The 26,313-nt window shown below is 48.0% G+C and carries 28 protein-coding genes and 1 pseudogene; 16 read left to right on the top strand and 13 right to left on the bottom strand.

The genetic code is table 11. From position 1 onward, the window contains the following. The first annotated feature begins 213 nt into the window (after positions 1-213). A complete protein-coding gene (locus tag H6750_14140; protein MCB9775447.1) occupies positions 214-1,560 on the top strand; it encodes a porin in 1,347 nt (448 codons plus the stop codon). A 353-nt stretch (positions 1,561-1,913) separates the two neighbouring features. Then, entirely contained in the window at positions 1,914-2,264 is a 351-nt protein-coding gene (locus H6750_14135) for a hypothetical protein (GenBank protein ID MCB9775446.1), read from the top strand. Between the two features lie 112 nt (positions 2,265-2,376). Here the strand turns inward: H6750_14135 and H6750_14130 are convergent, their stop codons facing one another. Next, positions 2,377-3,093: a hypothetical protein gene (locus H6750_14130; GenBank protein ID MCB9775445.1), complete on the bottom strand. Its 717-nt coding sequence runs from the start codon at positions 3,091-3,093 to the stop codon at positions 2,377-2,379. A gap of 185 nt (positions 3,094-3,278) precedes the next feature. Between H6750_14130 and H6750_14125 the strand changes: the two genes are divergently transcribed. The 4 genes from H6750_14125 to H6750_14110 all read left to right on the top strand — a co-directional run bounded on the left by H6750_14125 (position 3,279) and on the right by H6750_14110 (position 5,282). Next, positions 3,279-3,662: a CBS domain-containing protein gene (locus tag H6750_14125; protein ID MCB9775444.1), complete on the top strand. Its 384-nt coding sequence runs from the start codon at positions 3,279-3,281 to the stop codon at positions 3,660-3,662. Positions 3,663-3,666: 4 nt separating this feature from the next. After that, the gene (locus H6750_14120) at positions 3,667-4,194 is read left to right on the top strand and encodes a phosphate-starvation-inducible PsiE family protein (GenBank protein ID MCB9775443.1); all 528 of its coding nucleotides are present in this window, start codon (positions 3,667-3,669) and stop codon (positions 4,192-4,194) included. Positions 4,195-4,669: 475 nt separating this feature from the next. Beyond that, positions 4,670-4,825: a hypothetical protein gene (locus H6750_14115; protein ID MCB9775442.1), complete on the top strand. Its 156-nt coding sequence runs from the start codon at positions 4,670-4,672 to the stop codon at positions 4,823-4,825. A gap of 73 nt (positions 4,826-4,898) precedes the next feature. After that, entirely contained in the window at positions 4,899-5,282 is a 384-nt protein-coding gene (locus H6750_14110) for a CBS domain-containing protein (GenBank protein ID MCB9775441.1), read from the top strand. A 582-nt stretch (positions 5,283-5,864) separates the two neighbouring features. Here the strand turns inward: H6750_14110 and H6750_14105 are convergent. Then, positions 5,865-6,182 carry a YtxH domain-containing protein gene (locus tag H6750_14105; GenBank protein ID MCB9775440.1) on the bottom strand — a complete coding sequence of 106 codons (318 nt, stop codon included), beginning with the start codon at positions 6,180-6,182 and terminating at the stop codon, positions 5,865-5,867. Positions 6,183-6,396: 214 nt separating this feature from the next. Next, positions 6,397-7,353 (bottom strand): CHAD domain-containing protein, encoded by a 957-nt coding sequence (locus H6750_14100; GenBank protein ID MCB9775439.1) that lies wholly within the window; start codon positions 7,351-7,353, stop codon positions 6,397-6,399. 490 nt (positions 7,354-7,843) lie between these two features. Here H6750_14100 and H6750_14095 point away from each other — a divergent pair, with 490 nt between their 5' ends. Beyond that, positions 7,844-8,149: a hypothetical protein gene (locus H6750_14095; protein ID MCB9775438.1), complete on the top strand. Its 306-nt coding sequence runs from the start codon at positions 7,844-7,846 to the stop codon at positions 8,147-8,149. A gap of 116 nt (positions 8,150-8,265) precedes the next feature. Here the strand turns inward: H6750_14095 and H6750_14090 are convergent, their stop codons facing one another. Both H6750_14090 and H6750_14085 read right to left on the bottom strand, forming a co-directional pair. Beyond that, positions 8,266-8,667 (bottom strand): TraR/DksA family transcriptional regulator, encoded by a 402-nt coding sequence (locus H6750_14090; GenBank protein ID MCB9775437.1) that lies wholly within the window; start codon positions 8,665-8,667, stop codon positions 8,266-8,268. Positions 8,668-9,033: 366 nt separating this feature from the next. Continuing rightward, positions 9,034-10,832, bottom strand: a pseudogene (locus tag H6750_14085) (glycoside hydrolase family 15 protein). A 507-nt stretch (positions 10,833-11,339) separates the two neighbouring features. On the opposite strand from H6750_14085, the gene H6750_14080 reads away from it, so the two are divergent. Together H6750_14080 and H6750_14075 are read left to right on the top strand one after the other, a co-directional pair. Beyond that, entirely contained in the window at positions 11,340-11,582 is a 243-nt protein-coding gene (locus H6750_14080) for a hypothetical protein (protein MCB9775436.1), read from the top strand. Between the two features lie 559 nt (positions 11,583-12,141). Continuing rightward, positions 12,142-12,405, top strand: a complete 264-nt coding sequence (locus tag H6750_14075; protein ID MCB9775435.1) for a hypothetical protein — start codon at positions 12,142-12,144, stop codon at positions 12,403-12,405. A gap of 900 nt (positions 12,406-13,305) precedes the next feature. Here H6750_14075 and H6750_14070 read toward each other — a convergent pair. Beyond that, entirely contained in the window at positions 13,306-13,641 is a 336-nt protein-coding gene (locus H6750_14070) for a hypothetical protein (GenBank protein MCB9775434.1), read from the bottom strand. A gap of 377 nt (positions 13,642-14,018) precedes the next feature. On the opposite strand from H6750_14070, the gene H6750_14065 reads away from it, so the two are divergent. Both H6750_14065 and H6750_14060 read left to right on the top strand, forming a co-directional pair. Continuing rightward, complete coding sequence (locus tag H6750_14065) at positions 14,019-14,315, top strand: PepSY domain-containing protein (protein MCB9775433.1); 297 nt, start codon at positions 14,019-14,021, stop codon at positions 14,313-14,315. Positions 14,316-14,772: 457 nt separating this feature from the next. Next, on the top strand, positions 14,773-15,432 hold the full coding sequence (locus H6750_14060) for a response regulator transcription factor (protein MCB9775432.1): 660 nt from the start codon (positions 14,773-14,775) through the stop codon (positions 15,430-15,432). 99 nt (positions 15,433-15,531) lie between these two features. Here H6750_14060 and H6750_14055 read toward each other — a convergent pair whose 3' ends face one another. Both H6750_14055 and H6750_14050 read right to left on the bottom strand, forming a co-directional pair. Continuing rightward, positions 15,532-16,185, bottom strand: coding sequence for a response regulator transcription factor (locus H6750_14055; protein MCB9775431.1), 654 nt, complete (start codon positions 16,183-16,185; stop codon positions 15,532-15,534). 407 nt (positions 16,186-16,592) lie between these two features. After that, a complete protein-coding gene (locus H6750_14050) occupies positions 16,593-17,204 on the bottom strand; it encodes a superoxide dismutase (protein MCB9775430.1) in 612 nt (203 codons plus the stop codon). A 234-nt stretch (positions 17,205-17,438) separates the two neighbouring features. Here H6750_14050 and H6750_14045 point away from each other — a divergent pair, with 234 nt between their 5' ends. Further along, complete coding sequence (locus H6750_14045; protein MCB9775429.1) at positions 17,439-17,933, top strand: hypothetical protein; 495 nt, start codon at positions 17,439-17,441, stop codon at positions 17,931-17,933. Between the two features lie 334 nt (positions 17,934-18,267). Next, a complete protein-coding gene (locus H6750_14040; GenBank protein ID MCB9775428.1) occupies positions 18,268-18,843 on the top strand; it encodes a BON domain-containing protein in 576 nt (191 codons plus the stop codon). A 177-nt stretch (positions 18,844-19,020) separates the two neighbouring features. Here the strand turns inward: H6750_14040 and H6750_14035 are convergent, their stop codons facing one another. The 5 genes from H6750_14035 to H6750_14015 form a co-directional block, all read right to left on the bottom strand. After that, on the bottom strand, positions 19,021-19,419 hold the full coding sequence (locus H6750_14035) for a hypothetical protein (GenBank protein MCB9775427.1): 399 nt from the start codon (positions 19,417-19,419) through the stop codon (positions 19,021-19,023). A 64-nt stretch (positions 19,420-19,483) separates the two neighbouring features. Continuing rightward, complete coding sequence (locus H6750_14030) at positions 19,484-20,998, bottom strand: cytochrome B6 (protein ID MCB9775426.1); 1,515 nt, start codon at positions 20,996-20,998, stop codon at positions 19,484-19,486. 139 nt (positions 20,999-21,137) lie between these two features. Continuing rightward, positions 21,138-21,608, bottom strand: a complete 471-nt coding sequence (locus tag H6750_14025) for a hypothetical protein (GenBank protein ID MCB9775425.1) — start codon at positions 21,606-21,608, stop codon at positions 21,138-21,140. 50 nt (positions 21,609-21,658) lie between these two features. After that, complete coding sequence (locus tag H6750_14020; protein ID MCB9775424.1) at positions 21,659-21,811, bottom strand: DUF3309 domain-containing protein; 153 nt, start codon at positions 21,809-21,811, stop codon at positions 21,659-21,661. A gap of 23 nt (positions 21,812-21,834) precedes the next feature. Next, positions 21,835-22,020 carry a hypothetical protein gene (locus H6750_14015; GenBank protein MCB9775423.1) on the bottom strand — a complete coding sequence of 62 codons (186 nt, stop codon included), beginning with the start codon at positions 22,018-22,020 and terminating at the stop codon, positions 21,835-21,837. A gap of 389 nt (positions 22,021-22,409) precedes the next feature. On the opposite strand from H6750_14015, the gene H6750_14010 reads away from it, so the two are divergent. Genes H6750_14010 through H6750_14000 form a run of 3 tightly spaced genes read left to right on the top strand, consistent with a single transcriptional unit; the run spans position 22,410 to position 26,306 of the window. After that, positions 22,410-23,903, top strand: coding sequence for a PAS domain S-box protein (locus H6750_14010; protein ID MCB9775422.1), 1,494 nt, complete (start codon positions 22,410-22,412; stop codon positions 23,901-23,903). Continuing rightward, positions 23,887-24,330 carry a response regulator gene (locus H6750_14005; GenBank protein ID MCB9775421.1) on the top strand — a complete coding sequence of 148 codons (444 nt, stop codon included), beginning with the start codon at positions 23,887-23,889 and terminating at the stop codon, positions 24,328-24,330. Before H6750_14010 ends, H6750_14005 begins: the two co-directional genes overlap by 17 nt. Further along, positions 24,327-26,306 carry a response regulator gene (locus H6750_14000; protein ID MCB9775420.1) on the top strand — a complete coding sequence of 660 codons (1,980 nt, stop codon included), beginning with the start codon at positions 24,327-24,329 and terminating at the stop codon, positions 26,304-26,306. Before H6750_14005 ends, H6750_14000 begins: the two co-directional genes overlap by 4 nt. Positions 26,307-26,313: the final 7 nt, after the last annotated feature.

Here is a 26,313-nt window from a genome sequence, read left to right as displayed (position 1 = left end):
AAAACGGCTCATTGAAGTTGATCCCATTCAATAGACCGGCAGACTGATCACACTCCTTTTTACCTCTCCTTGACCTTAACTTAACGCTCTCGTAACAACCTCGGGGTACTCTCCCCCCAGGATGAATGCAATTTTCCACTCGATTACAAACCATAGGAGCTTACTTTTTAAGGGGAGGTCGTTTGCATGAAAGTTTTTTGGTTGTTCACGACAATGGCGTGCCTAAGCTTGTTTCTGCTGCCGGATGTCCAGGCAAGTGATGCACTGGTCGATGTGTTGCGCGAAAAAGAGGTACTCACGAAAGAAGATTGGATCAGGATTGAGGCGGCAGAAGAGAAAAAAGCTGTGGAGCAGCAAAAAGCGTTTGACGATAAATTTCCTGTTGAAGTCGGTTGGGGCAACAAAGGGTTTGAATTTAGAACGAAAGACGGCAAATTTGCGACACAAATTCAGTGGCGGTTCCAGGGTCGCTTTACATATCCCACAAATGGAGATCCGATATCAGCCGCAGATTTCAATGAGGGTCCTCAAAGCACTCTGGAACTTCGGCGGGTTCGGATGAAAATCGGCGGGCATGGCTATCAACCCTGGATCAAGTATTATTTCGAGTTGGACTTGCAATCCACTTCCAACTCCGGTGGGTCACCGGGATCGACCCGATTAATCGACTGGCGGATTAGCTTGGAAAAGTTTAAATTTCTGTCGCTGCAACTCGGCCAATGGAAAGTCGATTATAACCGGGAACGGAGAGACTCGTCCGGTGCTCAGCAGTTCGTGGAGCGGTCCATCGTCAATGAAATCTTTACTATCGACCGACAGGTCGGAGCCATGCTGTATGGCCATGTGGCTCCCGGGACGGCTTTTGACTCCCGGTATTATGCCGGCGTCTTTACCGGATCCGGCCGGGGAGAAGCCAACGACGACGCCAACATGATGTATTTCGGACGATACCAATGGAACTTCCTTGGACGCGATCTGAAATGGTCACAAAGTGACGTGGAGTTTCATGAACTCCCCACGGGAAGCGTGGCCTTCGGGGCTTATACCACCGTCGGCAAATGTACCCGATGGTCATCCAGTGGTTGCGGCACCTTACCCGAAGACAATTCGGCCGGTGTGCCCTACACCTCTGATTCGGCTGCGACAGCAGGACAATATCGGGTGCAAGGCATGGTGGAGGAGTTCGCCTTCAAATGGCGGGGGCTGTCTATTCAACATGAATATCATTGGAAAGAGGTCAAGGATGACAGCTATCCGGAAGGTGCACCGGGCTATAAGACCAACATGATGGGGAGTTATTCGCAGATCGGGTATTTCCCTCACTATCTCATTCCGGCGGTGCCCAAACCCTTGGAAGTGGCCTTTCGGTATGCCTTCGTCGACCCCAACATTTCCGCACCCAATGACCGGCGGCAGGAATACACCACCGCCATCAATTGGTTTTTTGCCGGACACAGAAACAAGATCACTCTTGATGGCTCCTGGCTGACGCTGGCCCAGCCGGCAGGTCAAAACCAGCATGAGCAGCGGGTCCGCCTGCAATGGGACGTCTCATTCTAAATTCTGGGACGCAAAGGCACTCCTCCTCTCGTCCCACAAACAGGCCTCTGTCGGTTCTCATCCGGTAGAGGCCTGTTTTTCCGTTGTATCTATCGATGTAAAAACGCGCGCGATCTCCTACGACCAGCCTCCAAGCATCCCAAAAATATAAAATGACCTAGTCAGATACGCCCCAGTAGCATTTAATCTTTTGGGAAGACCGCATTATGAGCTTCTCATCTCATCCTCAGATAGTCGAAAGGTGAATCATTCAAGGTTTTTTATTTGCGCCAATTTCCTTTCTTACACTGCCCCATACGGAGATTTTCCATGAAAACCCCAAATCACTTTGTTATGACGGCCATCGCGATCCGATGGCCGAGGCGATGGCTGACGACCTGAGAGCCATTCTGGCGGCTTCTTGCATCGCGATCCATTTGGAGCGAATCGGGAATTACGCGGAAAATACCGCCAAACGCAGCCGGCATTTGGCACAACCCATCTCTGCCGAATTGGACACAGTCTACACCAACCTGTTTCAGCATCTGTTCCGCACGATGAGCAAGGAAACCAGAAACATTGCAGGCGGGACCCAACAATTATTAATCGCTAAAAGGTTGAAACGTGCCGACGATCATGTGACCGACATTGCGGAGGAAATTTATTTGATGGTCACGGGAATTCCCCTGCAAGGCCCCCGTCCTCAAATCAGTGAACTGTCTTAGCGAACGGGGGCGCACACCATCCCATACTCTCTCTCGGCCTCGGAATCAGGCTGAAGGCTTCCCTCACCTATGCCGCAGTCAAGTGTGAGGGAAGACCTTAGTCGGGTTCCCGTTAATTCTTTTGTGTCTGTGGAGCAACGGAATGGCTTAAAAACTCCCGATACCGGATGGCGGCTTGCCAGGGCTTACCTTTTAAAAAACCTCCGATTTCTCCATCGGAAGACTCCACCAAAAACTCCCGGGGCTCAAAGACCAGCAGACCGGGCTGAGGTTTTAATTGCTCAAGAGAATTGGTGCGAACGGCGTCTACGTCATAACTCGATCTCTGCGCATCCTGCCAGAGGGGAGTTTTAACGGAAAAATTGCTCACCACAACGTGAAAATTCCCCCCCGCTACATAGAATCCCCCCGAGGTGGTGATTTGAAAATTCTTTTCAAGGTCATCCGTTTCAATTTCAGCAGTTTCAAAGAAGGTGACCATTTCTTCCGGAGTGGCTTGACTCAATCCTTTAACAATCAGGGGAGCAAAAAATTGAATTTCTGATTGACTGAAGACCGGATGCGTCGAAGGACTCCCGGAGGACGAACTACTATATAGCCCTGTTTTTTCCGCCCGGATGCCCTGCAAAATTTGCATCATTTCCTCGTTCGTGAAAGACACTGGATGATCATAGCCTTTTCCACCATAGGCATCCCGCATAACCTGCAATGCCACCACACGATTGGGACTATGGAAAATTTTCAATGTTTGAAACTGGGGCGTCTGACACCCTCCCAGAAAGATACCCACCACCACCATCAATCCCATCAATCTTGCCGATCGTTTCATACCGATATGCCTCCAATCAAAACGAATCTTACCCCTGCCTTTCCGAGTCATTCTACCCTAGACTTCCACCGCAAAAGGAGTAGAGCAGACGAAATGTTACACATGCGTCACATACTTGCGATGCAGATTTAATACCAAGCCGATACATTCCATCATGAACCTTCATATTAACAAAGGAGAAGAACATGGTACGAGTTGAACAGTTAATGACGAGAGAACTGGCTTGCGTGGAGATCACCCAGGCGGTATCCGTCGCCGCCAACCTGATGCGAATTCGCAAAATCGGAAGCCTGTTGGTGAAACGTGGGGAAGAGTTAGTGGGCATTGTGACGGAAAGCGATATCGTGAGAAAAGTTGTAGCCTTTCATTTCCCTTCAGAGTATATCCAGGTCGGAGATATTATGAGCAGCCCTCTCCTCTCCATTGATGAATCGGAGTCGATTTTTGAGGCTGCCGGGATCATGCAGGCAGCTCATACGAGACATTTAGTGGTAGGCAACCAGTCCCACGTGCTCGGGATGCTGTCGGTTCGGGATTTATTAGCTCCCGTTGCAAAGGATGAATTATAAATCCATGAAATCCACGATACCGTCCACCGATCCTTCCTTCTTCAATAGCTCTTTTCAACAGTCATCTGCGTGGCTGACCAAAGCGTTGGAAGCCGACCTGACTCATTTCTGGATGAAAGGCATCAAAGCCGTCCTGAGTTTATTGATTGTTACCATCCTCGTAGGGCTCGCTGGAGGAGTCCTAAGAATTTTTCTGAATTTGGAAGCCCTTTTCACAGAACCCCTTGAACAGGTCTTTCGTCAACTCATCGTGGACACGTTGATTATTCTCGCGATTGTTGAGGTATTTAAAACCACGGTCACCTATTTTTCCGAGGGACGAGTCAAAGTCACATTCATTGTTGATACGATTCTCGTGGTCATGCTTACCGAAATTATCTCGAAATGGTTTTCGGAAGCCCACCTGGAGCAATGGATGATCTTGGGTGGAATATTGGTGGTATTGGCCATTATCCGGGTGGTCGCCGTTCAATGGTCACCGACCCGAGCCGAAAATGCCCCGGAATGGACGACAACCCCAAAATCACACTAATTTCATGCAAGCATGACGATATTTTCCACTCCCTTCACAACCGTCCACCATGCATCGCTATCCAGTCCTATCCCAATACGGTTTTCACCCATTTGCTCAAGTAATGCCATGGGTTCCCTTTTTTGCCAATCAATGAAAAATGCAAAAACGAAACCAGACTTTGAATCGCCTTATCCAACAGTACAAAACCCCTTAAGGTCAAATTTTCATGATATCCAACCCGTGGAGCATGCAAGTCCATGGCATTCACAACCTCTTGAGACAAATGAGAGTCGTACTCTTTTCTCCAAATCGTTTTCCCGAGGGTTGTTGCTTTTCCCTTTGATGAGATAACGCCCGCTAGCACCGGTTTACCAGGACATTATGAAATGTTACCCGCTGCTTACGGTTCTGAAACTCCATGGTAACAGCACTCTGTGATGATATTGGAAGAAGCGACCACCCATGACACACCACATTCAGCAGGAGACACAGCATGAAACTCATGGTCATTACTCTGGGAATACTGATCCTCCTTCAGCCGCTCCTTTACGGCATTCGCACCCTGCTCCATCTTCCCAGAAGCCCCCGCCTCTGCTATCCGATTTTGCATGGGAAGGGTCCGAAGGGGAAATTCTCCCTGGTAGCCTAACCATCGTTTTTCAGTAAGACGCGGAAATTTAAATCTTCCTATTAATGGATGTGATAACAAAAGGAGCATACCTATGATTCGAGTGGGAAAACTCATGAAACAGGATCTCGCATCAGTAAATTGCGGAGACCTCGTGTCTCTTGCAGCGACCTTAATGCGGATTCGCGGCATCGGTAGTGTGTTCGTTAAACAAGACGGACATATTGTGGGCATCGTTACCGAATCCGACATTGTTCGAAAAGTGGTCTCGACCCACCGGTCGCCTGACCGGACCACGGTTGAAACCATTATGACGGCTCCCGTCATCAGCATTGACCAAGACGCGCCGATATTTGAAGCGGCGGATGTGATGGATCGTTCCGGCATCCGCCATCTGGCCGTCACCAACCAACTTGACATTGTCGGGATCGTGTCGGTACGCGACCTCCTACACCCAGTGGCCATCGATGAATTCTAAAATTCCCCTACCGACGCTGGGGATCCACACCTTCAGGAATCACACACTGGAACCAGATCCAACAGGAATGTGCAAGAGTGTCAAACAGCCCCTCACGGACACAGCCTTCGAGTACAGGAGAAAGGGCGACACAATCATGCCCAATTTGAGGTGAATGTTCCTGAAGGTCAGGAGAACTGGAGATGATCAGGACCGGCAGCCCTCAAGTGGGTATATCGACAAATGCGCTATTTCTGATCGCAACACCTGCCTTGGGACTCCCTACGTCGCGCTGACAGGGTGTTTCATTGAACGAGTGGGATAAACCGAGTCATGTTTTTCGGCATATTGGAGGACAACGGGACTTCATGGGGGACTGGTGGGTTTCCGACCTGGGCCGAGACGACCTGCAGCGGACCGAACCAATATTCCGGGTCGTGCAGGCTTTCAACAATCCAACGGGATTGCCTTCCGGTTTGACGGATTTACATGGGTGGGGAAACCCCACACGCAAGGCAACCCCGTTTTTTTTATCGAATACACCCCTTATCACAATGGGCCATCTCAGAAAATTTGCATGCACACAACTCTCTTACGCCTGCGCTATACCTTGCTTCTGATGTCGTTCAACTCCTTACGAAATTCTTCCATTCCAGCATGTACTGCTTCTTTAATCCCCTCTTGAATATCTTTCAACTCCCTTCGAGTCCCGGATACTATGTCCTGGTACGTCTCAACGGTTCTATCCTGGAAATCGCTCAAATCTTCCCCTTTTCGGCGGACATAATCACGAATTTGACCACGTGATTCCCGCCCGGATTGCGGGCAAAGCAAAAACGTTGCCACAGTTCCAATGACTATCCCCGTGATGAACACGCCGACCATTTTTCCTGGAGTGGCATCTCTGTCGTACTGTTTCATGGAGTCTCCTTGGTTAAATAAAGAAATTTTTTGTGGATAAAAAAAGATCGTGATACCAAAATCTCCGAACGGTTTGTATTGGAACCATATGCTCTACGTATTAACTATCATGAGGAAACTTTTCTGTGAACGGACAAATCCAGTTGGATCTTCAGGAAGAAGTCTAGAGAAGTTTTCTCCGCCAAAATATTGGTCACAGAGCCCCGAAGACATGTCATGACCTTCCCAGGTAACACGTTGGCCGGCCTAGATTCACTGGTGTTTCCTGGATCCATACCTTCCAGTACGCACAGATTCGTTTGCTGAAGTCCTTCGGGGATTCGACAAAGAGACGGCATCCTAATGGGCGGACAGCCGTTCGCAACATCTGCTTTCGTTGATGAATCACTCCTATGAGGTTGGCATACGACCAGTCTGAAGAACGGGAGGTTTCACGTGATTCCGTGAACCATCTTTCGAAGACGCTTAAATCATGATCTTCTCCGAGATACTCCTCCAAACGATGGAGTTCAGAGGATCGTCCCGAGAAGACAGGATCCCAGACGTCCCTTACCAAACGGCAATGATACCAGTGATACTTGACATGCTTCCGCCAATCATGAAACCCCTCATCGGTCGGCTGAGTGAATACCTCTGTCTTCGCCCGTGAAGCTTTAGCATACGTTGTTTTCAATCCTTCATACATGGCGGATTTACGGCAGTTATTGAGCAGGGCATCAGAAATATGTTGTTGACTTTTTAGCAAACTGGCTTGAATGTCTTGAAACGACTGCTCGAGGGAAGCCCTCTCGTGTAATAAACTTTCAAAACGGGAGGAAAACCGTCGACGGATTGGACCGAATTCCCGCCGGTCCATCTCCGGACTTTGAAGTGCCATCAAATGATCATAGGTATTGATCATAACCTGAGCGTCGCGGATGTCGGATATCATGCGGGCCGCATCTCTTAAACGTGTATTTTCCTGTTGATACGTTTTTCCATTTTTCATCCCGGCCTTCGCTAAACGAATAAGTGCTCTGATTTTTTCACATTGCTTTCGCACCTGATGTGGCACAGTGATCGGATCGATAGGACGCCGATCCAGTTCCTCCGACGCCAGGTCAATTTGTTCATTCACAATTCGCGTAATGCCTTGAATGAACGATTCCGAGCGGGCAAATTGAAAAGCCATCTCCGTAACACCACCTCATCAAATAGGGGGCTGAAAAGTTCCATTGCTACACAGGCACAAATCATTCTAGTAAGACGGAATCTGAACTGGTGGATAAACCGGATTTGAGAGAAGTGACCGGAAACAGGTCTGAACCTGTATCATCAACACAGCGCCGGGAAAAACTGCAAGGACCATTGTAGAAGGACGAGAGGGAAAAGATCGATTGGCGTTAAACATAAAGTATTGGATGAGATTTCACCAGTCAGGAAAGGGACGCTCTAAGGTCCCGTCAGGACAGACCGGTGTTTTCTTCCCCCAGGAAACCAGCATTTTTCCCACCAGGCGGAATTTCAATTTGGAATTATTACCCAAGAACCAGGGATCTATACAGTTGTCATGACGGTAATCCCACTTTAGGGTGAAACCAGATATACAACCCACTCGCCGACTCTATGTCCTTGAGAATCCATCCCCCTACCCATGTGCTTAACAAGAGAGGAGGTGTGTTATGCCACAGACGACCAAAAAACCCACTCGTGCTGCCAATACCATCGAGGTTGAAATTGCCCACATGATGAATCAATCCTCCTGTGATCGATGTGGAGGTCTCCTGATTAAGGGACATTGTTTGGATGTAGCCAACCCCGAAGGAGAATTGTGGATTACCACCAAACACTGCATACAATGCGGCAATGTGATTGATCCGGTGATCTTAAAAAACCAGAAAGAGGTATTGGATCCGCTTCCCCAAACTGAGCGGGTGCCTCGTCCCCGGCCGACCTTTGGGGTGGCCCTCCAGAGACGGAACCGCTAAATCATAAACTTCCCACATAATTTTCCAGAAAGGTTCATTCAGGGATATCCCTGAACACTGCTGCAGTTTCATCCGGCTAGCACTCATCTCCTCGCTTCCTGCTAAAAGGGCATCCCCTAACTTCGTGCGACCTTTTCAAGTTCCTCAATCACATTTTGACAATCAAAACAGGTTTTCGCGAAAGGTAATGCCTTGAGGCGGGCATTACTGACCGGCGCTCCACACTCATGACAAAATCCGTAGGTTCCTTCCCGAAGGCGAGTCAATGCTTCGTCAAGGGTCACACGCATCCGGTGACGGATTTCCAGTAAGGAAAGGAGTTGATCGGCTGAACTATCGCGGCAAGCCATATCCTGATTATCCATGGCCGGTTCCCCACGCCACCGCTCCTGTTCTTCACGACGCTGGAGAATCAAATCATCAATTTGTTTTTGAACCTCATTTTTCTTCTCTAACAACATTTGCCTTAGTCCTTCGTTACGACCTTCAGAAATAACTTCGTGAGCCATCTTACTCATAACAGTAACTCCTTGCCGGCATGTGATTAGTGATTGGCGATGCCACCGTACCTTCCATCCGATTTATTCCATTAACCACTTGAACCATATAATTTATTGAGCATTCAAAAACTCTACTGGAATGTAATGGTGTTCTGTTCCCGCGAACACTGGAAGGAACCCTGGAATATCATTAAAAATACACTTGAGTCCCCTTCGAATTGTCTTGCTCAATTCGTATGAAATGGACAGAGGCGAACAGCGTTCTGCTACCTGGCTGTGAACAAGAACTCCTCTCCGGATCGTTCGTTATGCCAGATTAGGGGGGGGGAAGAGCCGGGCCATGTTCATTCAACCCAATAGCGGCCTAGCAGGAAACGAGACAGGTCATTGCATGCGCCGATTCAGATCATATGCCGCGCTGATTAAGGCCAAATGAGTCAAAGCTTGAGGAAAATTGCCCAAATGCGCCAGGCCGGGACCTAAGCCTTCGCCGAATAATCCGAGATGATTGGCATGGCCCAACATTTTATCAAACAGAAAGTGGGCCTTTTTGACATCTCCGGCGCGAGATAAACACTCGATGTACCAAAACGTACACATCGAAAAACTTCCATTCTCCGTTGAAAGATCATCCATAACTTGATTCTTTTCGCGAAAACGATAGACAAGCGAATCTTCGACAAGATGGGATTCGATAGACTTCAACGTCATCAACCAACGGGGATCGGTCGGACTGACAAATTTGACTAATGGCATCACCAGACTTGACGCATCCAAAATTTGACTGCCCTTATATTGAACGAAGGATTTCAATTCGGGATTCCAGAAGTCCCGCATCACTTCTTGATAAATATCGTCACGAACCTGTTCCCAACGTCTGATCGGTCCAGGTAAAGATCGTTTTTTCGCCAACCGTATTCCCCGGTCCACAGCCACCCAACAGAACAACCGGGAATACAAAAACTCACGAGATTGCCCGCGAAATTCCCATACACCATGGTCAGGAACCTGCCAGTTATCACAGACCCAATCAACCAGCTGCGCGAGACTTCTCCAAAAGTCATAAGAGATCAGTCTCCCATATTTATTGGATAAATAGATGGAATCCATGAGGGCCCCCAATCCATCGAGTTGAAGTTGTTCATGGGCGGCATTGCCGATCCTGACGGGCGAAGACCCTTTATACCCGGCCAAGTTTGGTAGGGTCTGTTCGAGTAGATCCTTACTACCATCAATCCGATACATGACCTGGAGAGGATGCTGTCCGTTCATATGGCTAAAGCGATCTTCCACCCATTCGTTAAAAGCAACGGCCTCTTTGGTAAACCCCAGGCGCAAAAACGCATACACGGTAAAAGCGGCATCCCGAATCCAGGTGTACCGATAATCCCAATTTCTTTCTCCACCGATGATTTCAGGAAGCCCAAATGTGGGGGAAGCCACAATCGCTCCGTTCGGACGAAAGGTCAACAATTTCAGCATTAAAGCGGAACGATGGATGGTTTCTCGCCAGCGCCCTTCATACCGGCAGGAGCCCAACCAGTTCTGCCAAAAGTTCATTGTGGCTTTAAAAACATCCGACACATCCTCCGGATTGGACGCAACAGACTGGTCACTATTGCCGGCATCCTCCAGAATGAAGGTGGCATGGTCCCCGGCTTTGAGCGTGAATTGCGCAATGACATCCTGATCGATCACCTGAAGAGGAACGGACGCGCGAAGTCGTAAGCGTGTCTGATCCGGACTATGGGAAATAAACACCACTTCTTTGGCATGATGCTGTTCAATGGTATGAGATGCGCTGGCATAATTGAACCTTGGGGCGCAACGCATGCGGTATTGCATTTCTCCCCGCACGGTTTTCACACGACGAATCACGTTATGAATCTGCCCGGCCTCTTCAATAGGCATAAAATCCGAAATTTCGCCCATCCCTTCTTCGGCATACAATTGCGTCAGGAGAATATTGGTGTCGGTCAAGTAAAGTTGCTTTTGTTGGCCGGTCCCACGAAGGGCAAAGATAGAAAATTCTCCCCCATCCTGTTGATCCAGCAAGGAGCCAAAATGGTGGGGGAATCAAAACGTGGGAAACACATGAAATCGATCGAACCGTTCGTCCCCACTAGCGCCACCGTATGTAGGTCCCCGATCACGCCATGCTGTTCGATAGGCGGGTAATGCATCAATGCTCGTTCTCTCCCTTCTCCGGATCATGCTAGATTCACAGGAATGCTCAACGTCGTGCTCGCCTGTCACAAATGGATAGACCAAAAATAAAGAACTTGACCTCAATGGCGAGAAGGTTGTGAATTTTTCCCTTCGTCCATCCGCTTGAAATGAGTGAGGGCTCATTGCCCAGGGATCTACAGAACTCACCCATCAGGGAACCATTCCCTTCCAAGAAGGCTCGCATCCATACATTCATGATCTGCTCATCTTTTAAAAGGTATGCTACCAGGAAATAGTGTCTCCCCTACTGGCAGAAACCCTGGATCAAGCCTCACGAGTCAGAGGTTTGTTCAAGATTATTATCATGTAAGGGAAAATTCCTGTGTCGAACACACGATTTCACCATGTATGGATTCGCCTGATAAGATACAAATAGGACCTGAACAGGGAGAATGTTTAATATCGGATCGGCCAAGCATCGTAGATGGCTGGAAATTTACTAACAGAGAAGGAGGGAATTGATGACCCATTTCTTGAATATCGAACAATTGGAGGAGGAGATTTTATATCTCCAGGAACAAAATCGAAAACTTATCAAGGAACTTTCTCAAGTGGTGGAGGAAAATCTTCGGCTCCGGGAAGGCCTCATCCATGAAAAATACCCGTCCGAAGACCATGGGGAAGACGAAAAAGGGGGGACACGGTCGGCAAGTAAAGGGAACCGGCAAAAAAACAAGGAAGAGGAAGGGTTGTGCTTAAATTAATACAGAATCACAAGTGACGCGGATGGAGACTGTCCTTCAGCTCTTCAAACATCAGGCGAAAATACAAACATCTGATGTAAAAAGTTGCGCAATCTATTTAACCGGTGCTTCCTCCTGGGGTTGGCCTACAAAACTTGACATCATGCCCCTTGGACGGGAAACCGGTCTTTTACCTGCCCACTGCTCCTTCTCCTCTCCCCCGGAACGGTGAATCGAGAGTGCTCTGTCTATGGAAAATATTTACGCCTACCCGATTCTTTTGGATATTTCACTATTCACGAAAGGGCATGTCCATGCAGGCCTTATAATATCCATGCAATAATTTAAGCAGTACAAGTGAAAATAAACATACACATCATGGCAAAAAGCATTAAATCCAGGAGCCCATTATGGTGGCGAAATGCGCGGCCTTCACCAGGATCCTAGCAGGAAGAAACGGTGCTACAGAAAAATGCCCGGCTACCCGCCAGAGCCGTGTTGAGTAACGGATTCATCTTTCAATCCTAGTGAAGAAAATATAGTAGGTTGGATTATGCTAATAACTTTAGAAACAGTCCATTTGCGTAAATGGAAAATGGTGGGGGTCTTTCTGTTTTTACAGTTTGTATTCTTTGGCTGTCGAAGCAACCCTCCGGAACCTCAGGTGCATGCACCGGGACAAAATCTACAACCGTCTTCAATGAAGAAAGCGGATCTAGCCGGAACATGGGAATACCGTGATGAAAACGGTGCTTACTGCTTAACTCTTAATCGGGAAGGCCACGGCGCCTATGAATGGCAAGGGGAACGATTGTTGACGACGAAACTCGATAATGGCTGGTAGCAAGGCACATGGTATCAACAAAAAACGATCGCGAAGGTGAGTTTGATCTTTGCTTGTCATCGTCCGAAAAACAGGCAGAAGGCCGATGGTGGTATACACGTATAGCAGACAACCAATTTTCAACTCAATCGGGAGGCCGCTTTGCACTGTTCCAAATGCCTTGTTCGCCTCAGGTCGAACACAAAATCCCCTCACCTCCTCCGCTAGAAGATCAAAGACACCCCCAATCCTCCGCCACATTCGCGGCTCCAGAATAGAATACGTAATACCTTAGCGAAGGGGTCATCCTAACCTGGGCGGGTGCGGAATACTTGCGATCTCCTGATGGATTGTTGGTGATATCGGAGGCTCTCTTGTTGTTCTTAAAATAGCCATCAGCCCTGTGCGAGGAATTGATTCCTAATTGAGGAAAGAATTACGACGGTGATCGGACTGCCCGGACAACGTCATGGGGCAATGGTGTTGTGCACGGGATTTGTTGATGTAGGCCCTGTTGTTACTTCCGGACTATCGAATATTGGTGATTTTCCCAGCCTTCAATCCTATCATTGGCCCTAAGGCTCTCTTGCGGAAATAGAATCAAGCTTTTGAATGACTAGGCTTCCCCCGGGTTTAGCAAACCTGAAAAATTTTCAGGTACCGGCATCTCGATATTTCAAATAACCTTCACAACTCTCATGACCACACCGACACTTTCCTACAGGCGCGGTAATCACATTGGCACATTCTTCCGAACAGTATTCCTCACCCTCGGCATTCTGGCATGAACATGGGGGATGGGCGCAGACGGCATTCATCAGAAAACCTCACTTTCTTCCTGATAACGGAGTTCATCGGCTTCTCCAGCACTCCGCCAATATTTTCTTGACCCGATTATTCAGATCCCCCCTATTATGGCTTTCAGTTTTCCGTTTTCGCAACCTTTCTGACAGAAGTCGTTATTCCTTCAGGAGATATGGCTACCTCGATGTAATCTCCTTTTTCAAAGTCGGTTGAAGATTCCCCGCTTTTTCCGGGCATGGGAACGCGAACCACTTCACCGTTTGCTTTTTCGATCACAAGAGTCAACTGTTCTACTTCAATCACCCGGCCTTCAATGACCCCGGACCCCACAGGCGCAATTTCCTTTTGGTCCCGTTCAGAGGCATGGATTTGATTAGGCATCACTCCCGATGCCGCCACAAACAGGATCGTCGCTACCATCACACATGAATTGCACAAGTTCTGTCTTTGCATAACCTCCTCCTTTCGATTTCTTCAATCACCCATTGCCGTTAAAGGTACGTTCAATTATGAACGGGAATCGGTCCTTCCTCACTAGATAAACTTTCCATTTGCCACGGCCATATATCCATGCAGGGAGGGATCATCTGAACAATGAGGTCTTCGAAAGAACGGCCTAACCTCTCTCACCGTCAAATAGTTCATTATGAATACCCGGTCTATTCCAGGCTTCTGATTTTCGGCTTCCCGCTATCCCTCGGCTTTGAAAGACAACATCAGGGTGGGTCGCGACCTTTTGTCTAATGCGACAGGCGCTCGAGTAGGGGCATACTGACCTTACGTTCAGCGATAGGAAAATGACCGTCATTTTTACAACAAAGGAGTCTGCTATGAAGAATCGTCTAATTCCCTGTCTGGTGATGACCACGTGTATTCTGCCGGTAAGTTCGGCTTTGGCCTTATTTGAAGATGATAAAGCCGAATTATTGAAGGGCACTCAAATCACGCTCGTCGAGGCTGTGGAAAAAGCCCTGACAACGGTGAAGGGCAAAGCCGTGGATGCTGAATTGGAAAATGAACACGGCAAAACCGTATTTGAAGTTAAGATCGTTGATGAACGTGAAACCACCAAAGAAGTCTATGTTGATGCTCATTCAGGAGAAGTCGTGAAGATTGAAAAGGATTAAATTTGTTTCCCATTGTTAAGAAGGGAATCATCACGCTCCAATAGTATCCTCATAAAGCGAAACATGGAGGGGAAACCCCTCCATGTTCGCTTCATTCCCCCGGTGTAGCAAGAGTACTGACTCTTCTGCAAAGGCAAACCTTGAGAAGGTCCACCCTGAGGCGGCATAGCTATAATTTTTGCCGATACAGCATGCCGACCATAGACAAATCGGCGGGACTTTCGCATCTCCACATTCAGCAATTCTGTAATAATTCAGGCAATTATCCAAGGGTTTTGTCCAGTTGGCCGATGCGCTAACCCTGGCTATAGTAAAGACAACCGCTTATCGGAATGAAGGGGATGGAGAGGAGCCTATAAGGACGTGTTAAAGTGGAATGTTCCGCAAACAAATTCGGGGTCTTCAATCCAAATGAGATCTAATTGAGAGAAATGTCATTTCCCAGATTTTTTATCGTATGAATACTATCAAGCGCGCACGATTATTCCTTGTTGACGATCATATTCTTGTTTTGGAGAGTTGCAAAAAACTGCTAGAACCCCATCATGACATCGTTGGGGAAGCCCATAGTGCAAACGATTTGGTCGGTCAAATCCGGCAAACCAAGCCCGATATTCTCCTGATGGACATCTCAATGCCGGATCAAAACGGGTACGAAGCCGCTCGAATCTTAAAAACGATATGCCCATCCGTAAAAATAATTTTTGTTTCTATGCATTTAGAGCCGACTTTCATTATGGAGGCGTTTCGTAGCGGCGGAGAAGGGTATGTCCCGAAGCAAACCGCAGGAAACGAATTATTAACAGCGATTCAACACGTTCAGGAAAAACAGAGATACCTCTCTCCCCTCATTCCGGAGGAGGTACAGAATGCGGTTTTTGCCCAAATGGATGGTATGCCGGGCACAGAACTTTCCGGAAAATTAACTCCCAGGCAACAGGAGGTGTTAAGGCTTGTGGCTCAAGGATTCTCTGCGAAAGACATAGCCAACGTGTTGACGATATCCCAAAGCACGGTTGCGTTCCATAAAATGCAAATTGTGCAGGCCCTGGGTCTTCATTCCAAGGCCGATCTCACGAAATTCGCCGTCAAGTTAGGAATTTCCCCCCTTGAATAGGGTTTTGAGCTCAGCCCCATACTGGAAGGAAATTTATCATAGCTGGGAAACTTCTGAAAAAATAAACATTATAGTTGTGAGATCGGAGAACCCGGCCCATTATAGGGAAATAATACCATTGGCAATGGCATATTTCGTGAGTTCAGAGGCCGTTTTGAGTCCCAATACTTGCATGACCCGCGTTTTGTGAAATTCCACAGTCTTGACGGCCAGATTCAAAATGACCGCAATTTCTTTATTGGATTTTCCTTCAGCAACCAATTGAAGGATTTCCACCTGTCGTTGAGTCAATGCGGGAGTTTCCGTCTCAGAGGCTTTTTTCGAATTCGAAGACGGGTTCAATGCTTGACTGACGAGACCCTGGGCAATTGAAGGAGAAACGTAGGTGCGTCCCTGATATACTTCCTTAATAGCAAATACTAATTCCGCCGTCGCGGATTGTTTTAAAATATACCCCACACCACCGGCCTTGAAGGCCTCATGGACAAAATGCTCCTCGGAATGCATAGTGAGAAAAATTAATTTGGTTTGGGGTTCACATTTTTTTATTTGTCTGGCAGCTTCCAACCCATTCAATAGCGGCAATGAAATATCAATGATCGCAATGTCCGGTGTATGTTTCTTGACGGCTTGAACTAATGCATGACCGTCTACAACAGTTCCCACCAATGTGAAATCCGTTTCCAGCAGTTTGGTCAGCCCTTCACTAACTAGGACGTGATCCTCAGCTAGGAGTACCCGAGGTTTGCTCATGGCAGAAAAGAGTGAACTATAAATTGTTAGAATAAAAATAAATTTAGGAAAGGCATTATGAAAGAATCACTCGAATAAGTCTACAATGAACATTTCAATTGTTTCCACATTGGCCAAATTCTAAAGTTTACCATGGAGCCTTGACACCTCCAGCCCAACTAGGGGATCAGGACAGACAAAACCTTCAATAAAATATTGATCTTAATGAGGATAGGGAAACCCTTGAATTTTTGGGATGGGGGGACGTATTGGAGGAGGAGTGGGTGGGCGCGGTGGATCAGGAGTAGGGTTCGGAAGGGGTTCAGGATTCGGGAATGGGTCCGGGTTAGGATCGGGTTTGGGGATTGGAAAGGTCCATCGAACATCAACACTTGGTAGGCACCAGCCATGGTATATGGCATTGTTCATCATCGCCCCTCTAGGCGTTTGGCAACAACGTCCCAATTTACTTGGGAAAGAAAATGGTTAATGTATTCGCCCCGTTCCGACGGCTGAAAATCCAACAAATACGCATGTTCCCACACGTCCATCACTAATACAGGACGAAACCCAGCAATATTGCCGAATTCATGAAGGCTGATCCAATGATTTGAGAGCCTGCCGTTTTCCGGATTGAGATTGCATACAGCCCAACCGACTCCCCGCATCTTCCCCACGCTTGAGAAGTCGGTTTTCCAGATCTCAAAACTCCCAAAACTGCCTCCAAACGCTTTTTGCAGGGAATCCTGACCTTGGGGTGATTGGGACGCTCGGGAGGTCATATTTTCAAAATACAATTCATGGAGGACCATGCCATTATATTCAAATCCCAGCCGCCGGGTGAGTTCAGAATAGGCCGGCATTTCCTCTTGATCTACCTGTCCATCAATCAAAAATTCTCCAATTTGCCTGGTGAGGGAATTGGTGGCTTTCACGTAGCCTTCATAGAGTTTAAAATGCATCTCTAACGTCTTATCTGAAATACCGTTCAATCCCTTGAGATTAAAATCTTTGACTGGGTAATCTTTCCAGGGCTTCATGCGCATATGTCCCCCACTCTACTCCAACTATCGTTCAAGCTACTTTTTCCCGCACCATGTTCTAAAAAGCGAATATATGACGGAATGAGAAAAGACGTAACTGGCAAAAACCCTTGAACCGTCAACATCATGATGCATCAAAAGAAAAGCGCTCTGGCCAGGGTTTTGCCCAGTCGACCTCCTCGAATAAATTCAAGTAAATTCTCTTATAGCAAATTAGGTGCGATGTGTTACATGAATATCCAATTCACCATAACCGATGAAATGAGCAAAGAGGTCATGGCTCTTCAATCTACACTCGGAATGAAAACCGTTGAAGATCTCGCAATTCATGCGTGGAAGGTATTGCGGTTTCTACTTGAAACCATTCGCCACGATCGTTGCATTCTCTCTCCTGAGGCGATTCACTGGATTTCCCAATCGCCAAAGACCTCTCCTACCGCCAAAACGGAGAAAGACCTCCCCTTTACGGAAATCGATACAGAAATTCTTCAGGAAATCCATCGGTTGCTCGACGATAATCAGCTTGATCAGGCATTAAAAGCCACCCATATCCTCAAACTCCTCAAGTCTCACACAAAACAGGGTGTAAACAGTCAATTGGTACAATCCGAGATGCTCCTTACCGCCGCGGAAACATTTGCGGTGGAAAGTGATCCCGAAAAAGCAGTTCAGCTTATTCATGCCACCCACGAAACCACCGAAAACCCGGCTGATGGAGATAATTAAAGACCTAGCTGGTATTTTGAAGTGTACAGTGACCACTCTGGCACCCGGAACAATTTCTGACCACTCGATATTCAAACGGGCAGAGAATTCTGCATTGGTGAACGAATGATTCCGCTTCGTGGAACTATTTTCTTTGAATCTTTTTCCGGCAGAGGGACGCGTATCTCCCTCATTATCCCCGGAGTTCCCCTTCTCCTGATCTTTGCTTGAATACCCGGGGTTTCGACCGGATTTCTCAATTAGATTGGGAGCTTTCCTGGCCAATCTCTGAGGATGGCAAAACGTTCTAAAGGTGCCTATGAATTCTCCATTCAAACGTTTTTTCATATGTGGGATGTGTTTATTACTCATCGCAGCCATGATGAAACATACCAATGGCCAGATCCTGTCTGTCCCTGCAGTAGGATTTGACGAAGCCATTTCTCCTGGTGCAAATGATCCGCTATCCGCCGACGAGACCTCTTTGCTATCAGACGAAGAGATACAATATCGAATTCAACAGCGTTTGGAAGTCAGTCCATATGAGAATGGTGAGATCACGGTTCACGTGGGAAATGGCGAAACGGTTCTCTCAGGATATGTCGAGGATCAGGATGCCTTGCTGGATCTGGTTAAAATCGCCTATGACGCCGGAGCCACAAATATCGACAATCAACTCCGCATCAATAATCAAGACCCTCCATGGAGAAAAATGACCGATCGGGAATTGAAAGAAGCGGTCGAAGAGGAGTTGTATTGGAGCCCGTTTGTGAATTCGGTTCCCATTCGTGTTGAGGCTCAAAACGGGATCGTCACTCTCTCTGGAAGAGTCGAAAATCGAGGGGAAATTGTGGATGCGGTGGAAAACGCCTACGAAGCCGGAGCGAAAAATGTCCGCATCCGTTTATGGATTGATCCCACATTAGATTAGATTGGGAATATCAAAATCTTTCCCCTCTATACGAAACGTTCTCAATATCCTCAGCACATAGGGAATCAGTTGTCTCTTATTGTTTTTCCTATGAGAATATGAAAACGGAAAACGGTTTCACAATTATCAAAAAGAAAGGGCCTTCCTCCCGACACACAGACAATACTCAAAAGTGTCTTATTTTTCTGGCGTCTTTTGAAACTGGTCCGGTTGTCCTAACGGCTCACTCTCTTTGACCGGGGCCTTTTCCGGAATCGAGGGATGCATGGGAACTGGGGAGACATCCGGAAGAATGGGGGGTTCGTCTGTGGGTGATTCGCTTCGAATCGCAGGGGTGGAAGATGCCGTACCTGAAGCTCCAATGTCGGGGGGCGTCCGGACACCTCCCCCTATGAGGGGGGAAACTTCCCCGGACGGATTGTTGGAATGTTCATCGGTGTGAATTCCATCAGAATTGATGTTCTGAAAATTCTCTCCCAAGACCGGCTCTGCTAGGGAAAATGCCAGAGTAAACATGAAGCCCAAGCAACGGAAAGATACGATAGAGATCTTGTTTGCACAGGCCGGATTTTTCATGTAGCATTTTCCTCTTCTGAGAACATGACACCGGGCTCGTCAACCATTCACGTGAAACCTTATTTCACAAGGTTCGAAGGTATGCGGAAAGGTCCGCTTTTTCTTCCTTTGTCAACTGGACTCCAGTGACTAAGGCAAAAAACTCTACCGTATCTTCAAGGGTCAAGAGGCGCCCGTCATGCAGATAGGGAGGGGAATCTTTTATTCCCCGAAGGGGGAATGTTTTGATAGATCCCTCTGCCCGGCCATGGTAAAACCGTTCCACCCGCAAGTCATGCATCAGATTATCAGTAAAATACGGAGCGGTATGGCAGGTCACACATTTAGCTTTCCCAAAAAAGAGCGTTTCACCTCGCAATTCTTCTTCGCTGGCTTTCTGAGAATCCAATCGGCCGAAGAGATCTAATTTCGGCGCAGGAGGAAAATCGACCAGCTTCTGGAACTGGGCCATTTTCATGACTTCGGTTCGGGTCATATCACGACGACCCTTTTTTTCGGCTGTCGCCAGATCATGATCGAAATAGGCAGACCGGTTTTCAAATTCAGAAAAATCCTCAACAGAAGACAGGGCTCGCTTGGATCCAAAGACATTCTGAATATTGACGCCCCGTAAGGAAGGCGTTTCGATGCGAAACCGTGAGAATTGAGGCCGGTTATCCGGATTCAAATGAATGGCGCCATTGGTATGCCCGTTCACATGGCAATCAAAACAGGCAACCCCCCGGCTGGGCGAAATCGTTTTCCGGTCGTCAGTCGCATTAAATTGCTGTTGAGGGATTTTTTCAACCAATAATCGAACTCCGTCAAATTGCACCGGCGAGAGAATGCCATCGAACAACGTGTAAAAATTTTCATTGGTGATTTCCTGACCTTGCGAGACATCTCCTAAATCCGGCCGGCTTGTTAAAAACAGAGGAGGTGGAAATTCTGGCAAAAAATGATCCGGCACATCATGAAGGACGTCAAACCGTTCACGCTCAGGATGAATGCCTGTCATCATGGACGGAAACACCATGCCGCCGGTTGAATGAAGCGGATGCGGCAACGGCAGATAAGGGAAGAAATCCTTGGCCTTAATCTCTTCCGGAGGCATTTTGGCGAGCTGTTCAAATGTGAGGTCCTTCGGTAATCGGGCGGTAGGCCCTTTAGGAATGGGCTTCCCTCGAGTCATCGTCACCCCTTCAACAAATCGAGGGGACAAATCATACCGCTCCTCGAGCAATTGTTGCTGTTGTGTTTTAATCGTTGTTCGTTGCTGGCCTTCTCGCTCAATCACCTTCTCAAGTGGATCTTTTGGACTCAGATCAAAAACAAATGAAATAGGGGTCCGCCCGCCTAAGGTATGAATACTCCGAGGATTGGGAGTTCCTGGCTTAGCGTCGGGAGCCTCTTCGATGTCGCCTTTTCCGACGGGTTGATACTGGGGGTAAGGACGCTGCCAGTCATTAACCACGGCCGGGGGACCAATGTCCGGAACCAACTCTTTCGGGCTCGGCACCGCCTTTACGTGTTTGGTACCGTCCTGATCCGCAGCTAATGCCATCCCCAAACCGCTGCCGGCCATCAATACCAATCCCATAATGAACACTCTTCTCGTCCTCCGGATCGTGGTGATGAATATTGAAGTGATGAACATTAGCCTCCTTCTTGTATGGCCTACTTCATGACATTCCCATTCACGGGAAAAGTGAATATTGAGAAGAGGGTTTCATATAATGCTATGGCTTTTCCCACAGGGCTTTTCCATTCGCATCAAACAACCGGACCAGAGGACTCCCGTCCTTATTTAACACGACTTGAACCCGTGGAGTATCCAAGTGATCCCGCAAGACGAAATTAGGGAGGTCATCATTCTGAACTTCTAATGCGACACGACGCTTACAATCTTCTCCATAGAGAGTGAATCCTGTTCGCTCCTTTCCATACACGGCAAGAGAAGCACGACGGTCACAGTGATCATCTCCCATGATGAGTGCCGGATGGTCACCGTCCCACAGGCTCAGCGTGGCACGGACTTTACCCTCCTCATTCACGATATGTAAGCCCGAAGTCGTAATTGTCTTACCCGGGTTGTTCGCTGACATCTGTGAGTCGGTGGGGTTTGTAGAAGCCAACAGCATTCCCCCCATTGAACTCAACAACAATAATCCGAGTACTGTGGCCCACCAAGTCGTATTTCTTAAAAGCATATACAACCCTCCCTCTTTTTGATGTGAACAAAAACTTTTCAGAGCGAGGTTTACAATCTTCCTGTCAATGCCAGAATCAGCACGATCACCAGCACCAATCCCAGCCCGCTACTGGGGTATGGGCCCCAGGAGGAACTGTAGGGCCAGACCGGCAGGGCCCCCACTAGTAGAAGAATCAGAATGACTAAGACAATCGTAGACATAAATGTGTTTCCTCCTCCCTGGACTACCAGGCTTGAATATCAGTGCTCATGTGGTCATTGCAGGAGGGCAGGGAAAGCGACAAGTCTGTAGCAGGCAGAGCCAACTTGAGCATCTCTCGCCGCGGCCAATCCCCAAATAAACAACGGGACATTTTCGTCTGTTCTGACTTCTTGGGATGGGCTACTTCCTGTTCAAGATTTGTGTGCATGGGTTTGGTTCTCCTTATGATTGAATCCATTCAACAAACGATTCAGGATCCAGGATGTCCGTTAACTTGTAATTCTTGTTTTTTACTTATACAGAATCGTTTGGACGGCAAAACCTGAGAAAAACCCTGGGTTGCTTGAGCAACAACCCTGGATGACCCAGTTGGTTCACTTCTTGGGGCCTTTACTCTTAGACAAGACTTATTCGGTGAAGCTATACTTTCCCCGAATTTGTTCTTCCACGACATGCCCCGAACGGCGTTCTGCTTCACCGGGGCCAAGGAGAGCACATCGTTCTCATCATTTGGGGTAATGAGGGGAGTCCACTTTCCTCGTATGGATACAGAAGCGGCAAGGCACAAGCTGTTCTTCAAAGGAAAAGTGTGAAGGTATGATGACGATTCAAGAACGGCTCAAAGCCTCTTCTCACGCAAAAAAATTGGATATCATCCTGCTGGTAGCCATCAGCGCTCTCATTGGGGGAATTTTTGTGTTGGATCTATTCACCAAGACAGGAGTCGCGATCGGCATGTTATATGTGAGTGCTATTATGCTGACTCCCTATTTACCCTATGCAAAAGCTCCATTCATCGTGGCTGGAGTCTGCACGGGCTTTGCCATTATTGGAGTGATCTATTCCCCCGGTGTGAATGTGGTGTATTCGGGGAGCACCATTGCCGGCAATGCCGTGACCAATCGTCTTTTATCGCTTTTTATGATTTGGGCAACCGCCCTCCTAACCTATCAATATCGTCAGGGAATGGAGGTCCGGCTTCGGTTAGCCTCCATCGTGGAATCCACCCCTGACGCTATTATCGGACAAACACTCACGGGTCAAGTCACCAGTTGGAACAACGGAGCCGAACAGATGTTCGGATATTCGCCACAGGAGAGCATCGGGCAATATATGACATTTCTTTTTCCACCAGACCGGATTGCCGAAGAAAAGGATATTTTGGAAAAACTCCAGAGTGGGAAGCAGATTCAAAATTTTGAAACGATTCGCCGCCGGAAGGACGGACAGGAGATACCGGTATCGCTGACTATTTCCCCCATTATCGACCGATGGGGAAACGCTATTGGCGCCTCGAAAATTGCCCGGAATATTTCCCAGCAAAAGGAGCTGGAAAATCTCCTGGCTATACAAAACCTCACATTGGCCAGTCATGCAGCCTCTCTCAAGCAATCAAACGAAGATCTTGAACAATTTGCCTATATTGCCTCACATGATCTCCAAGAACCCCTCCGCACGATCCATGGCTTTACGCAATTGTTGGCGGAGCGCTATAAAGAGCAATTAGACAAACAGGGTCAGGAATTTATTGGATTCGTGACCGATGGAGCGAGTCGCATGCAAACACTCATTCAAGACCTCCTGAAATATTCCAGGATTCAGGCCCAGGAACAGAACCCTCTGCCGGTCAACACCGGGGAGGTGCTCCAAGAAATCCTTACACATCTCCGCATGACCATTGAGGACAAACAGGCTTCGATCACACATGACCCTCTGCCGATTATTCAGACCGATCGTTCGCATTTTCAACATCTACTCCAGAATCTGATCACCAACGCCATAAAATTTCACGGCCCGAAACCGCCGGAGATTCATATATCTGCTGAAGAAAGGTCCGACGGGTGGATTTTCTCGGTACAGGATAATGGGATCGGCGTCGGATCGGAATACTTCGAGCGGATCTTTCTTCCGTTCAAAAGACTCCACACGAGGGAAGAGTACCAGGGCACCGGAATCGGTCTGGCCATATGCAGGAAAATCGTGGAGCGCCGTGGTGGCCGCATCTGGGTCGAATCGGAAGCAGGAAAAGGAGCCAAGTTTTTCTTTACCCTACCTAAAAATCCGGAGAAAGTTCATGCAGAATCCTATTGAAATTTTACTCATAGAGGATAATCCCGCGGATATCCGGCTTACCCAGGAAGCTTTTCGGGAAGCTCGCCTCCAGAATACTGTTCATGTGGTTCAAGACGGGGTCAACGCCATGGCCTTTATTCGGCAGACAGCACCGTTTCAACAGGCTCCCCGACCGGATCTTATTCTGTTGGATTTAAACCTTCCCAAAAAGGACGGGAGAGAGGTGCTGAAGGAAATCAAATCCGATGCACACACTCGCACAATTCCCGTGGTGGTATTGACAACTTCCGATGACGAAGCAGATGTCTTGCGTAGTTACAATCTTCATGCCAATGCCTATTTGGTTAAACCCATTGATATTTTGCAATTCATCAAAATGATTCAATCACTCGAAGATTTCTGGCTCTCTGTGGTAAAACTCCCTCCAAAAGTGTCAGAGTCATGAGCGATCTCCCATCCCCTACTCATTCCATCCTGTTAGTGGAGGACAATCCCTCCGACGCAGAATTAGTGCGCGAACGGCTGAAGGATGCCTCGGGCATGTCCCCCTTTCATATCACCCGCGCATCGACCCTCAAAGAGGCTCTGACCATCCTTCACAGCACACCGTTTGACATCATCCTTCTTGATTTAAACCTGCCGGAAACCAATGGCCTTGAAACGTTGAAACAAATCCGGTCGGCAAACTCGACCATTCCCCTTGTGGTGCTAACCGTCAATGAGGATGAACCTCTTGCCCTTGAAGCCATCAAATTAGGGGCACAGGATTATCTCCCGAAATCTTCCATGAATGCCGTGTTACTTTCCAGAATTTTGTACTATGCCATGGAACGGGAAAAGAATGAGCGGATTCGCCGTGATAGCGAAAGAAAGTACCGGTTATTTGTTGATGGAGCCACCGGCCTGGCTTTTATCCTGCTTGACTTGGATGGGAACATTACGCATTGGAATTCCGGAGCTGAACGGCTCCTGGGCTATCCCGAAGACGCGGCATTGAATAAACATTTTTCTATGCTCTTTACCGCTGAAGACCAACGCACTGGTCGCCCGGAAACCGAATTGCGGAGGGCGGAAGCGTTAGAAAAAGGGGACGATGACAATTGGCTGGTGCGCGCCGATGGTTCCCGATTTTGGGCTAGCGGCGCGGTGACGGCCATACGCGACCCCAACGACAAGCTGATCGGGTTTGCCAAGGTAGTTCGAGACAAAAGCGCTCAAAAAGATACCAGTGACAAATTGGCCGAATTGAATCGCACCCTGGAAGAGCGGGTGATCCAACGTACTCAGGAACTTACTCGGAACCAGGAACGGCTACGGGCCATGGCTTCCGATCTCACGGTAACCGAACAACGGGAACGACGCCGGTTGGCGACCGACCTTCATGATTATCTGGCTCAGCTCCTTGTTGTTTGTCGACTGAAATTAAGTCAAGGTCAAACGATTTCCGATAAGGAAACCCTTGTAAAGGTGATTCATGAAGCGGATACCCTCTTGGACCAATCCTTGACCTATACACGGACATTGGTCAGCCAACTCAGTCCGACCTGTCTCTATGAATTCGGACTCCATGCCGCTCTCGTCTGGTTGGGATCTGAAATGGGAAAACAGGGATTAACCGTCACGTTAAAAAGTGAAGTCGAGACGCCAAATCTGCCGGAGGATCAGGCCGTGCTTGTGTTCCAATCCGTCAGGGAACTGTTATATAACGTACTTAAACATTCCGGAGTGAATGAGGTGATGGTCAATCTGTCTCTTCAGGGTAACCATCTGCTGATCGAAGTGAAGGATGCTGGCTGCGGGTTTAGGGAAAATCCTGAAGAGCGAAATGAACAATCCCCAACCAATTTTGGACTCTTTAGTATCCGGGAGCGCTTGGAGGCCCTCGGCGGAGAAATGGTTCTCCATTCAGCCCCGCAGAAAGGAACTCAAGTCCTGCTGCGTATTCCAATAGAACCCAGTAGTGAGGATCTCCAAATACGCGATGCCAAACAGACTCCAGTGCATGCCGTCAAAAATGCCCATTTCCCCCGTTTTCCTTCAGAAAAAATTCGGATTCTTCTCGCAGATGATCATAAGATGGTCCGTGAAGGGTTTTGCCACATTCTGAACGCTCAAGTGGATTTCGAAGTGGTGGGAGAGGCAGAAGACGGAAAGCATGCCCTTGCCCTCTGTGAGTCACTCCGTCCCGACGTCGTGGTGATGGATCTTCATATGCCCAAGATGGACGGTCTGGAAGCCATCAAAAGAATCAAACAATTCCTTCCCGACACGGTGATGATCGGATTATCTGTGTATGACACGCCGGACGTGGCTCGATGGTTCCAAGAGGCAGGAGCAGCGGCATTTGTCACCAAAGGAGGTCCGGCTGAAAGCTTAGTCACCATCGTCAGAAAATATTGGCATCAAAAAAACCCCGCTTAGCCCTCTT

This window comes from Nitrospiraceae bacterium (genome assembly GCA_020632595.1).
GTDB lineage: Bacteria > Nitrospirota > Nitrospiria > Nitrospirales > UBA8639 > Nitrospira_E.
Note: the sequence above shows the minus strand (reverse complement) of the source record. Positions and strands in the feature narration are given on the sequence as shown.